This is a genomic window from Arthrobacter sp. 10T413_2 (assembly GCF_056394205.1).
On sequence record NZ_JBFTHK010000132.1, the window covers coordinates 1 to 12,181 of the forward strand.

Consider the following 12,181-nt stretch of genomic DNA (forward strand, 5'->3'; position numbering starts at 1 on the left):
CCGCTTCGGTGACGGCTTTGATCTGGCGCAGGGTCTCGTCAATGTCCTGGTACTCGCCGGACACCAGCTMCGCGCGKCCCAGCCGGGACATCCGGGAACCGGTGTCCTCCAGTGCCAGCACGATGCCGCCGCACAGCTGTCCCACCGCCTTGCGGAGTTCCTCGTCGGAGATGCCGTCCACGGCCAGCTTGTCCAGTTCGGCGCCGAGCAGCTCGATAACCTGCCGGACCTTCGACGGCGTGCAGCCGGCATACATGCCGAAATAGCCGGCGTCGGCGTACGAGGAGGCGAAGGAGTAGGTGGAGTAGACGAGTCCGCGCTTCTCGCGAACCTCCTGGAAGAGCCGGGACGACATGCCGCCGCCAAGCACGGCGTTGAGCACGCTCATGACGAAGCGGCGGTCGTCTGTGGCGACCAGCGACGGGCAGCCCATGATGATGTTGGCCTGTTCCACGGGACGCTTGACGACGTGCAGGCCTGCGGTGCCGGTKATGTCCGCTCGCTCGGTGGAGCGGCGCTGCACCGGAGCGGCAGCGGGCTCAAGGCTCCAGCCGGCGGAGTGCAGGGCATCCACCACAAGCCCGCAGACGACGTCGTGGTCCAGGCCGCCGGCGGCCGTAACCACGAGCTCGTCGGGACGGTAGTAACGGCGGTAGTGGTMCCACACCGAGTCGCGGGCCACGGCGCGGATGGCTGCCGGGGTGCCGCCGATCGGGCGGCCGAGGGGGTGGGATCCRAGGACGGCGGCGACAAAGTGCTCATGCGCGACGTCCGTGGGGTCGTCGCTGTCCATCGCGATTTCCTCGAGGATGACGTCGCGTTCCTGCTCCATCTCCTGCGGGTCCAGGACGGCCCCGGTGATCATGTCGGCGATGACATCGATCGCCATGGGGAGGTCGGTGTCCAGGACGCGGGCGAAGTAGCAGGTGCTTTCCTTCGCGGTGGCGGCGTTTGATTCCCCGCCGACCTCGTCGAAGGCCGAGGCGATTTCCAGGGCGGTCCGGCGCTTGGTGCCCTTGAACAGCAGGTGTTCCAGGAAGTGGGTGGAGCCGTGCTGCCCGGGGGCCTCGTCGCGTGAGCCCACACCGACCCAAAAACCGATGGTTGCCGACCGCTGGCCGGGCATGGCTTCGGTCAGCACGCGGACGCCGCCGGGAAGGACCGAGCGGCGAACCTCGGAACCGCCGTCGGCTCCGTGGATCAGGGTGTCTGCGTGCTGATTCTGCTCAAGCGGCAGGGGGACGACTGTCATCAAGGCCTTTCCATAAACCATCAAAATAATGCGTCAAATCTGCCTGCCATCGTACCAGCGGGCCACTCCCCCGGCGGCTGCTCCCTGGACATAAGCAGGAACATCTGCAGGGACACCTACGAGGGCATCTACGAGGACTTTAACCAACGGCGGGGCCGGTGGATGATCCACCGGCCCCGCCGTTTGGTCAGGACAGACTACTCTGCTGCGGCGTCCGCGGAGACCTCAGCGCTGTCTGCGTCCTCGGAGCCTGCCTCGTCGKCCACAACGGGCGACAGGGAGAGCTTGCCGCGGTCGTCGATCTTGGTGATTTCCACCTGGATCTTCTGGCCGACGGAGACGACGTCCTCGACGTTGTCCACGCGCTTGCCGCCGGCGATCTTGCGCAGCTCGGAGATGTGCAGCAGACCGTCCTTGCCCGGGGTCAGGGAAACGAAGGCGCCGAAGGTGGTGGTCTTGACGACCGTACCCAGGTAGCGCTCACCGATTTCCKGGATCTGCGGGTTGGCGATGGCGTTGATCGCGGACCGTGCTGCGTCGGCAGACGGGCCGTTCGTGGCGCCGATGTAGACAGTTCCGTCGTCCTCGATCGAGATGTCGGCTCCGGTGTCTTCCTGGATCTGGTTGATCATCTTGCCCTTCGGGCCGATAACCTCGCCGATCTTGTCTACCGGGATCTTGACCGCGATGACGCGCGGCGCGAACTCGGAGAGCTCGTCCGGGGTGTCGATCGCGGAGTTCAGGACATCCAAGATGTGCAGGCGGGCTTCGCGGGCCTGCTTCAGGGCGGCGGCCAGGACGGAGGCCGGGATGCCGTCGAGCTTCGTGTCCAGCTGGATGGCCGTGACGAACTCGGAGGTACCGGCAACCTTGAAGTCCATGTCGCCGAAAGCATCTTCGGCGCCGAGGATATCGGTCAGGGCGGCGTAGCGGGTCTGGCCGTCAACCTGGTCGGAGACCAGGCCCATGGCGATACCGGCAACAGCGGCCTTCAGCGGCACACCTGCATTGAGCAGGGACAGCGTCGACGCGCAGACGGAACCCATCGACGTCGAACCGTTGGAGCTGAGGGCCTCAGACACCTGGCGGATGGCGTAGGGGAATTCCTCGCGGGAGGGCAGCACCGGCATGATGGCGCGCTCTGCGAGGGCTCCGTGACCGATTTCGCGGCGCTTCGGGGAACMGACGCGGCCGGTCTCGCCGGTGGAGTACGGCGGGAAGTTGTAATTGTGCATGTAGCGCTTGCGCGTCACGGGAGACAGCGAGTCGATCTGCTGTTCCATCTTGAGCATGTTCAGCGTGGTGACACCCATGATCTGGGTCTCGCCGCGCTCGAAGATGGCCGAGCCGTGAACGCGGGGCAGGACCTCAACCTCGGCGGTGAGCTGGCGGATGTCCGTCAGGCCGCGGCCGTCGATGCGGATCTGGTCCTTGAGGATGCGCTGGCGCACAACCTGCTTGGTGACGGAGCGGAAGGCTGCGGACAGCTCCTTCTCACGGCCTTCGAACTGGCCGGCCAGGGAAGAGGTGACCTCGTCCTTGAGCTCGTCGGAGGCGGTGTCGCGTTCCTGCTTGTCGGCGATCTGGAAGACGGCGGCCAGCTTCTCGGCGGCGGCGGACTCGACGGCGGCGTAGACGTCGTCCTGGTAGTCCAGGAAGACCGGGAACTCCACGGTCGGCTTGGCGGCGCGGGCTGCCAGGTCGGACTGTGCTTCGCAGAGGGCCTTGATGAACGGCTTGGCGGCCTCGAGGCCTTCGGAGACAACTTCTTCGGTCGGGGCGGTGGCGCCCTGTTCCTTGATGAGGTTCCAGGAGTTGTMGGTGGCTTCGGCTTCAACCATCATGATGGCGACGTCATCGCCAGCAATGCGGCCGGCAACGACCATGTTGAAGACGGCGTTCTCGAGCTGGGAGTGCTTCGGGAACGCAACCCACTGCGAGCCGTGCTCGTCGGCGACGAGGGCAACGCGGACGCCGCCGATCGGGCCGGAGAAGGGCAGGCCTGAAAGCTGGGTGGACATCGAGGAAGCGTTGATGGCTACGACGTCGTAGAGCTCGTCCGGGTTGATGGACAGCACGGTGACGACGATCTGGACCTCGTTGCGCAGGCCCTTGACGAATGCGGGGCGCAGCGGGCGGTCCATGAGGCGGCAGGCCAGGATGGCTTCCGTGGAAGGGCGGCCTTCGCGGCGGAAGAACGAGCCCGGGATACGGCCGGCAGCGTACATGCGCTCTTCGACGTCGACCGTCAGCGGGAAGAAGTCGAAGCCTTCACGCGGGTGCTTGCCGGCGGTGGTGGCGGACAGCAGTGCGGTCTCTTCATCGATGTAGACCATCGCTGCGCCGGCGGCCTGCTTGGCAAGACGGCCGGTTTCGAAGCGGATTACACGCTTGCCGAAGCGGCCATTGTCAATGACTGCTTCTGAGAACTGGATTTCGGGACCCTCCAAGAGAGTCACCTCCGTTTCATGGTTCACGGAGCCCAGCCGCATCAACCCAGCCCAGCATCTGTCTACTGGCCTGCACTGCACCCGGTCATCGATCGAGACCCACGGGCCGGGCTTCAATCCTTGAAGCCGTTCCCGGGAATCACTACCGAGGACCGCGAATGCGTGATGCGGTTGATCCTCCTGTTTAGTTTTGTCCTGAAGAAGGCGGCCCTTTCCGGTCCGGAAGGGGCCGCCCCTTAAAGCTGACTAGCGACGCAGGCCGAGGCGCTCGATGAGCTKACGGTAGCGGGTGATGTCAGTGTTCTTGAGGTAGGTGAGCATGCGCTTGCGACGACCAACCATGGCCAGCAGACCGCGCTGGGTGTGGTAGTCGTGCTTGTGCACCTTCATGTGCTCAGTGAGATCCTTGATCCGCTGAGTCAGGACCGCAACCTGGACCTCCGGCGAACCGGTGTCGCCCTCGGACGTTGCGAATTCCTTGATGATGGACTGCTTTACAGCGGCTTCAAGTGCCACGTTAACTCCTAGAGATGTGCCGTGAGGCCCGAAAACAGTACTTCACTGCCGGGGGTGCCGTCCCGGAACACCCTGCCGAAGCCAGGTATCCCGTACACAACAGGAACCAGCCGCCACGGACTGCAGCCGGATCCAACGTTTAGTTTAGTGGCACGTCCGCGATCTTGTCGAAACCGCCTGCCGCGCCAGCCGGCGAAGGAGCTCAGTTCTCCGGGCCCGAAAGCAGCTCCCGGATGGCAGCGACGCCGCGGTACAGCTCCTCAAAGGAGGTGCTGAGCGGAGACAGCCCGATCCTGATGCCCTGCGGGGCACGGAAATCGGGAATCACGTCCTGGTCCCACAAGGCGGCCGTCATTTCACGGAACGCAGGGTGGTCGATCGTCACGTGGCTGCCGCGCAGTTCGGGGTCCCGCGGGGTGGACAGCTGCACGCCGGCCGGTGCCAGCCAGGCGTCGTAGAGTTCGAGGGCGAAGGCCGTCAGAACCCGTGACTTCCCGCGGAGCGCGGCCATGCCCACTTCCTCGATCAGGTCCAGCGTGCCGCGCATGGCGAGCATCCCGAAGATGGCCGGGGTGCCGCTGAGGAAGCCGCGGATGCCGGGAGCGGCCTCGTAGCCGGGACCCATTTCGAACGCGTCTTTGCGTCCCATCCAGCCCCAGATCGGCTGCTGAAKCCCGGCCAGGTGCCGGTCGTTGACGTAGGCGAACGCGGGCGAACCCGGTCCCCCGTTCAGGTACTTGTAGGTGCAGCCTGCCGCGAAGTCGACGTCGGCGTCGTCCAATGCGATCTCCACCGATCCGGCGGAGTGGCAAAGGTCCCACACCACCAGCGCGCCGGCGTCGTGGATTGCGGCGGTGACGGCCGGCAGGTCGGCGAGGAAACCGGAACGGTAGGCAATCTGGCTCAGGACCACGACGGCGGTGGCCGGGCCCGTCGCGGCCCGCACCTGCTCGACGGTGACGCCGGAGGCCGGATCGGCGTCGATCCAGCGCAGGGTCAGGCCCTGTTCGCGGGCGATCCCCTCCACCAGATAGCGGTCGGTGGGGAAATTGTCCGTGTCCAGGACGATTTCGGTCCGGGCCGGATCTGTGACGGCCGCCAGTGCGGCGCGGATCAATTTGTACAGCACCACGGTGGTGGAGTCGGCAATGATGGTCTGTCCGGGCGCCGCACCGAGCACGGCGCGGCCGAGCTGGTCGCCGATGGCCTGGGGCAGTTMGAGCCACTCCTCATCCCAGCCGCGGATCAGGCGGCCGCCCCAGCTGTCCTGGATGAAGCTGCTGATGTCGGTGATGGTCCGTTTGAGCGGCCGTCCGAGCGAGTTCCCGTCAAGGTAGGACAGGTCGGTGTCCGTGCCGACGAAGTGTTCCCGGTAGTTTGCGAGCGGATCCGCGGCGTCGAGGTCGCGGGCGCGCTGCCACAGGGCGTCGGTGCTGTTGCCTGCGGTCTCCGCATTGGTCGCGTTCACTGGCCGATCTCCGTCCGCACTGCGAAGAGCTCCGGGAAGAAGGTCAGTTCCAGGGCCTTCTGCAGGAACGCGGCCCCGCTGGACCCGCCGGTGCCGGCCTTCATGCCGATGGTGCGCTGGACGGTGCGCAGGTGGCGGAAGCGCCAGAGCTGGAAGTTGTCCTCGAGGTCCACGAGTTCCTCGCAGGCCTCATAGGCGCCCCAGTTGTCGGCGGCGTTCTCGTAAATGTACTTGAACACCGGGACCAATTCCGGGCGGAACTCGTGGGCCTTGGTGACGTCGCGTTCCAGCACGGAGGCCGGGACGTCGAAGCCCTGGCGCTTGAGATACGCCAGGAAGTCGTCGTAGATGCTGGGGCCGTCGAGCAGTTCGCGCAGCATTTCGTGGGCCTCGKGGTCCGATTCGAAGACCGGAAGCATCTTGGCGTTCTTGTTGCCGAGCAGGAACTCGACCGCCCGGTACTGGCTGGACTGGAACCCGGACGAGTTGCCGAGGAAGCCGCGGAACTGCGAGTACTCGGTGGGCGTGAGGGTGGCCAGCACGGACCACTGCTCGGTAAGGGTCTTCTGGATGTGCTTGACGCGGGCGATCGCTTTGAGGGCGGAGCCGAGGTCGTCAGATCGCAGCCACGCTGCGGCGCTGCGAAGCTCGTGCAGCACCAGCTTCAGCCACAGCTCCGTGGTCTGGTGCTGGATGATGAACAGCATCTCGTCGTGGTGTTCCGGGGTGCTGACCGGCTGCTGGGCGCTGAGCAGGGTGGGCAACTGCAGATAGGATGCGTAGCTCATCCGCGTGCTGAAGTCGCGGACGATGTCCCTGTCCAGCTCCCTCGTGTTCTTCTCGATGGTCACGTCTCTTGCCTTCCTTGCCGCCTGGCTGTGATTCAGCGCGCGGCTCCAGTGAGTCAGAACGCCGTCGGCGCGGGGTTGGACGCCGGTMCGGCCCCGTTGTCAGCGGGCGAACAGTATGTCATGGKCCTGGACGACGTCGAGGCGCATCTGCTCCACCAATGCYTCAGGCCCACGGTACGCCACCATGCCGCGGAGCCTGGAGACGAATTCCACCACAACTGTCTGGTCGTACAGATCGAAGTCCTCGACGGACTCCTCCGGGCGGTCGATCACGTGGGCTTCTACCTGACGGCTCACGCCGTCGAACGTGGGGTTGGAGCCCACGGAGATGGCCGCAGGCCAGCGGGTCCCGGCCTGGTCCACGAGCCAGCCGGCGTAGATGCCGTCCGCGGGAATGTACCCGCTCGCCGTCGACGCCAGGTTTGCCGTGGGGAAGCCAAGATCCCGGCCGCGTGCGGCACCGTGCACCACCTCGCCTCGCATCCGGTGCGGTCTCCCCAGCACCGCAGCGGCGGTGGCAACGTCGCCGGCGCGGAGGGCCTCGCGCACCCACGTGGACGAACAGCGGCGGTCCGTACCGGCGTCGTCGTGGATGGGGAAGCCTTCAGAGCCGAACTCGCTGATGACCAGCACCTCGAAACCGAACTTCTTACCCAGTTCCTGCATGGTGGAGAGGTCCCCTGAATTCCCGCGGCCGAACCGGGCATCGTGGCCTATCACCACGTGGCTCGCCTTCAGGGCGTCCACGAGGACCGTGGAGACAAATTCTTCAGGTGTGTGGCTGGCGAGCTCCAGCGAGTACTTCATCACCAGCACGGCATCGAGGCCGAGCTCACCCAGTGCCACGAGCTTGTCTTCCAGCCCCATGATCAGCTCGGGAGCCGATTCCGGACGGTGCACCTGCGCGGGGTGCGGATCGAAGGTGATCGCGACGGCGCGGGCGTGGTTCAAGCGGGCGGTGCGGATGAGCTGCGACAGCACCTGCTGGTGGCCGCGGTGCACGCCGTCGAAATTGCCGAACGTGACAACCGAAGGACCAAAGTCCGACGGGACTTCGGACAGATCGTTCCAGATGTGGACCATCAACCTCGCCTTTTGCTGCCTGCCATGAACTCTTCCGGAGGGACCGTGCCGGCTCCGGAACTCTCTAAGATTACCCGCAATCCGGGCAGTCTCCGGACGGCGCATGCGGCTCCCGGGGCAGCCTCCGGACGGCGCACGCGGCTTCCGGGGCAGCCTCCCGGGCACGACCGGTGCGCCGTTCGGCGGGAACCCGATTCACAGGCGGCGTGGCGACGGCGTCAGCGCGGGTGGGGCCTATCGCCCCAGCAGGAGCCTGCGCTGGCTGTCCCGGACCGCGTGGATGCGCCAGTTCCGCCAGTGCAGCAGTGCGGCGGCGAGGATGAGCGGGACGTGGATCCCGGGCAGGTTTCGTGCGAACCAATGCGGCAGGTAGATATCCGTGACCGAGCCTTTGCCGTCGCCGAGGTCCCGCGCGACGGCGGTCAGCGGACAGTGGAAGCCGTTCGCGGCGAAGATCAGCGTCTCTCCGGCGACCACGGCGGCGGCAGCGCCCGTCGTCCGGTCGGTGCGGCCCCTGATACCGGTATAGAGGACGTAGGCCATGCAGGCCTCGATGGTGAACCAGGCGATGGTGTGGAACGACTTMACTGCCCGCAGCAACAGACGGCGTTGGTCCATGCCTCCACCCTAGGCACGTATCGGCCGTTGTGACTCAGAGGCTTTCGGCCCGGGGGGCGCCGTGGCCACGCCGGCAAGCCAGGCTTCCAAGTCCCTAGGCCGACGGAAGACGACCATTTCCAGTGAGGTCCGGACGGCCTCCATGTCCCGGATGACCCGTCGCTTGCGGCTGAAGGATTGAAAGTGYCAGCGGACTACTGAGTCCTTGGCGAGCACCCGAGCCAAGGTCTCCCGGTTTCCGTTGCAGACMACCTGCCCGGTCACGATCCGTCTCGCCGTCCGGCGAACCAGGCGGGACAGTGACAGCCAGCGGGGATAGTCGAGCGCAACCACAAGCTCCGCCCGGKCCAAGACCAGGTCCCGCCAGCCGCCATACGCACTGTCGAGCACCCAACAGTCCTGGGCCGCGATGGCCGCGCCGAGGGCGCGTTGCTCGGCTGCATCCCGCTGCTCCCATCCGGGGAGCCAACAGATGCAGTCATCGACCGAAAATTCGGGCAGGCCTGTCGCCGTGGCGTAGGCCCTTGCCGCCGAGGATTTGCCGCTGCCCGTCACCCCGTAGAAGAGGACCCGGGATAGACTCGCTGGGACGTTGCTGGAACACACGAGGTTCAGCATGCCACAGGTGCCGCGCCGTTACTCTGGACCGCGTTCGCGCCATTCGACACCGGCACGGCACTCCCCTTCGCACCAAGGAGGATCCTTCGGCTATTCGAGGCGGAAGTATCTGTTCCGCCGGGGCGACTGGCTCGGGTCGATGTGCGGGGGCGGGATGAACCAGGGGATGCCGGCGCGCATCCGGATGGACCACTGTTCTTTGTGGATCAGGTGGTGGTGGTGCGAGCACAGTAATGTGCCGTTGTCCGTGCCGGTGCTGCCGCCCCGGGACCAGTAATCGATGTGGTGGGCCTCGCACCAGGACGCGGGGATGGTGCATTGCGGGAACGCGCAGCCCTGGTCCCGGGCGACGAGGGCCTTACGGATATGGGGCKGGAAGACCCGGGAGGTGCGGCCGATGTCCAGGACCTGGCCGTCCCCGCCGAGCACGACCGGGATGATGTCCGCGTCGCAGGCGAGTTTGCGGACTGTGGAGGCGGTGACCRGGCCGGTGAACATCAGCGAGCCGGTTCCCTGGTTCAGTGATCCGGCGMCGAAGTTAGGCAGGGATCCGGCGCCGCCGGGGGTGCCGGTTCCGCCGAGGCGCTGGAGCAGGTCCCGGTAGTCGATGGTGGCCATGATCTGGGGCCGGAGCCCGCCGGTGGCGGGCAGGCCTCCGGCGGCGAGGGCGGCTTTGCAGGCACCGACCAAGCCGTCGAGCAGCAGTTGGGGCCGGGAGCGCTTGTCGAGGACGTCGGCCGCGTCCACCGCGTGGACAGCGCCGTCGGCAGCGCCGTCGGCAGTGCCGTCCGCGCCGTCCGGAGCCGGACCCCGCCCGTCTTGGCTTTCCCCACCCAACCCGTCTTCCACTGGGCCGCCCACCGTGCCGACTTCGGCGTCCTGACCTGTTCCGGGGGCCGTTCCGGTGCGTGGGTTGGCGGCGGAGTTCATGACCATCACGAGGTGTTCGAACTGGTCCGCGGTGGCGAAGATTTCCAGGTGCTGCATTCCGTGCCGGGGCTTGCGGATGAAGGCGCCCTGGAGCCGGCGGAGCGCGCCCTCGGAGGGTTCGGCCCCGTCCTGGTCCAGGGCCTCTGTCCAGCGCCGGGCGATCCGGGCCAGGAAATCGGCGTCGTTCTCGATCGCCGTCAGGGTCAGAGCATGTTCCATGGTGGCTGCTGTCTCGGGCGCGGCCACGTGTCGGACCCGTTCCAGGGACAGCGCGATGATCGTCGCGGTGCGGGTCGCGACGGTCCCTTCGGCGACGGCTGCGGCGAGTTCTGGCCGTKACGGCGGCAAGTCATGGCCGCCKATGCCGGTGCGGGGCAGCAGTTCGGCGGCGAGCGTGAGCCGGCGTTTGGCCTCKGGCGCGCTGATCCTCAGCCGCGCCCGCAGGAACTCCGCAGTATTCCGGTACCCGTCGTCCGCCACGGCGCATACAGCCGCCGCAGTCACGGCACCCCCGCCGGCATTGACAGCCATTTCCAGGCACGTCCCCGCTGCGCCGGAGGGTGCGTCGGACAACGCGCCGGTGGGTCCACCGGCCGGGGACCCATCGTCGCTGCTGCCGTTCGTCCTGCCGTCGGTTTCGCCGGGGTCTAGGTTCCACCCCGTCAGCCAGCCGCCGGCTGAACCGGCCGCCATGTCCGAGCCCCACCCGGCGAACGCCTTCTCCCCCGCGGCCGCCTCTCGCCGCGTGCGGTCCACCGCGGCGGCAGCGATGATCTGCAGATACTCAACCGTGCGGGACAGATCCTCGACCCCTTMGGCGAACTCCGAAGCCTCGAAAAAGTCCAAACGTGCAACGTCCTCGGCGGCTGACCCACTGGATGTGCGCAGCAGCGCCAGCGCTGCGGCCACGCTGACGTCTACAGCATCACCTGCAGCGCCGGGAACGGTCCCCAACTGCCGAAGCCGGCCGGGCATCGCGGACCTTGGCCGGTCGGCCTGATCCGGGATGAACTCTCCAACGGCTTCCATGGCTCAACTCTGCCAGAGGGGTGCGACAAAATTTATGGACCCGCCTCTACTTACTCCGGCCCGACGGCTGGTGTCTCGTTGGGCTGCCTGATCCCTGGGGCCTCGTTGGGCGGCCTGACGCCCGGTGCCCACCAACTGCCCGTAACACGGCGTACGCTTCCCACGCTCCTACGAACCGGCACGTGGCAAGCTGTAGGGATGGACAGCACAGTCGTACCCCAACCCGGGGATTCACCATTCGTAGGGCCCGTATCGGGCGAGCCTCGCYGCCCCTTGGGTCCCCGCGATCCGGGTGACGCCTGGGTGGAGGGCGACCGCGGCCGGTTCTGGGGACGGTTCGGCTCCGCCGGGCTCCTGGTCCACGACCCCGCCAAGGGCGTCCTGCTCCAGCACCGCGCCCTTTGGAGCGATCAGGGCGGCACCTGGGGACTCCCCGGCGGCGCGCTGCACCAAGGGGAAGAGGCCATCCACGGGGCCTTACGGGAAGCCCAGGAAGAAGCGGCCGTGCCCCCGGAGAACGTCCGCGTCCTCTTCACGTCGGTGTTCGACGTCGGTTATTGGACCTACACCACGGTCGTTGCCGAAGCGCTGCACCCCTTCGAGGCCAAGATCAGTGATCCGGAAAGCCTCGAATTGCAATGGGTGGGGATTGACGCCGTCGCCGGCAAGGAACTGCACCCGGGCTTTGCGGCGGCCTGGCCCGGGCTGCGACGCCGGCTCGCGGAGGATCCGCGCATCACCCTCCGGGCGTAACGTACGGTCCAAGCTCATCAACGCGTGACGTGCCACGCCGGGAAACGGCGGCTGGCCCAACCCGCCCGGGACGCAGCCCGCTTTAAGCCTTCCGAGCAGCAGGCCGCCGCCGGTACAGCCAGATGAGCCCCAAGATCGGCAGCAGGAGCGGGATAAACCCATAGCCGCGGCCRAACAAGGACCAGACTGTCTCGTGCGGGAAGTTCACSGAGTCGAACACGCTCAGTGCCCCCACTACCAAGACKCCGACGAGTTCCACCAGAACCGCGACCACGGAGACTTTGAAGGCGGTGCGGCCCGGCCTCGCGAGGGACACCGTCGCCACCACGTAGACCAGCGCGGCGAAAGCGGACAACAGGTAGGCCAGAGGCGCCTCGGAGAACTTCGTCAGAATCTGGTAGCCGGCCCGGGCCGTTGCAGATATCGCGAAGACGGCGTAGACAGCAATCAGCAGGCGGCCGGGCCCGGTGTTGCGGGTATCGGTTGACGCCGGTGCAGCGTCCGTCTGCMCGGTCATCCGGGAGGACACCTCCGGGGAGCCGGTTCCGTCCTGCGAGGATTTTGCACTCACGTTTTCTGCCTCTTCCATGTCAGTACCAGATCTGGTTCATGC

At 66.7% G+C, this 12,181-nt stretch carries 10 protein-coding genes; 1 reads left to right on the forward strand and 9 read right to left on the reverse strand.

Annotated features, from left to right (window positions below; genetic code table 11):
* The 8 genes from AC1DBQ_RS17240 to AC1DBQ_RS17275 form a co-directional block, all read right to left on the reverse strand.
* Nucleotides 1-1,252 (reverse strand): M16 family metallopeptidase (locus tag AC1DBQ_RS17240; RefSeq protein WP_476929676.1); only part of this gene is annotated, 1,252 nt, incomplete at its 3' end.
* Nucleotides 1,253-1,449: 197 nt separating this feature from the next.
* Nucleotides 1,450-3,702: a polyribonucleotide nucleotidyltransferase gene (locus tag AC1DBQ_RS17245; protein WP_476929684.1), complete on the reverse strand. Its 2,253-nt coding sequence runs from the start codon at nucleotides 3,700-3,702 to the stop codon at nucleotides 1,450-1,452.
* 246 nt (nucleotides 3,703-3,948) lie between these two features.
* Nucleotides 3,949-4,218, reverse strand: a complete 270-nt coding sequence (gene rpsO / locus AC1DBQ_RS17250) for a 30S ribosomal protein S15 (RefSeq protein WP_476929677.1) — start codon at nucleotides 4,216-4,218, stop codon at nucleotides 3,949-3,951.
* A gap of 202 nt (nucleotides 4,219-4,420) precedes the next feature.
* Nucleotides 4,421-5,686, reverse strand: a complete 1,266-nt coding sequence (gene kynU, locus AC1DBQ_RS17255; RefSeq protein ID WP_476929678.1) for a kynureninase — start codon at nucleotides 5,684-5,686, stop codon at nucleotides 4,421-4,423.
* Complete coding sequence (kynA, locus tag AC1DBQ_RS17260; RefSeq protein WP_476929679.1) at nucleotides 5,683-6,537, reverse strand: tryptophan 2,3-dioxygenase; 855 nt, start codon at nucleotides 6,535-6,537, stop codon at nucleotides 5,683-5,685. The genes kynU and kynA overlap by 4 nt, the downstream gene beginning before the upstream one ends.
* 99 nt (nucleotides 6,538-6,636) lie before the next feature.
* Nucleotides 6,637-7,620, reverse strand: a complete 984-nt coding sequence (locus tag AC1DBQ_RS17265) for a bifunctional riboflavin kinase/FAD synthetase (RefSeq protein ID WP_476929680.1) — start codon at nucleotides 7,618-7,620, stop codon at nucleotides 6,637-6,639.
* 234 nt (nucleotides 7,621-7,854) lie between these two features.
* Nucleotides 7,855-8,238 (reverse strand): hypothetical protein, encoded by a 384-nt coding sequence (locus AC1DBQ_RS17270; RefSeq protein WP_476929681.1) that lies wholly within the window; start codon nucleotides 8,236-8,238, stop codon nucleotides 7,855-7,857.
* A 708-nt stretch (nucleotides 8,239-8,946) separates the two neighbouring features.
* Nucleotides 8,947-10,815 (reverse strand): HNH endonuclease signature motif containing protein, encoded by a 1,869-nt coding sequence (locus AC1DBQ_RS17275; RefSeq protein ID WP_476929682.1) that lies wholly within the window; start codon nucleotides 10,813-10,815, stop codon nucleotides 8,947-8,949.
* 198 nt (nucleotides 10,816-11,013) lie between these two features.
* Between AC1DBQ_RS17275 and AC1DBQ_RS17280 the strand changes: the two genes are divergently transcribed.
* Nucleotides 11,014-11,568, forward strand: a complete 555-nt coding sequence (locus tag AC1DBQ_RS17280) for an NUDIX domain-containing protein (protein WP_476929683.1) — start codon at nucleotides 11,014-11,016, stop codon at nucleotides 11,566-11,568.
* Between the two features lie 82 nt (nucleotides 11,569-11,650).
* Here AC1DBQ_RS17280 and AC1DBQ_RS17285 read toward each other — a convergent pair whose 3' ends face one another.
* Nucleotides 11,651-12,085 (reverse strand): hypothetical protein, encoded by a 435-nt coding sequence (locus AC1DBQ_RS17285; protein ID WP_476929685.1) that lies wholly within the window; start codon nucleotides 12,083-12,085, stop codon nucleotides 11,651-11,653.
* Nucleotides 12,086-12,181: the final 96 nt, after the last annotated feature.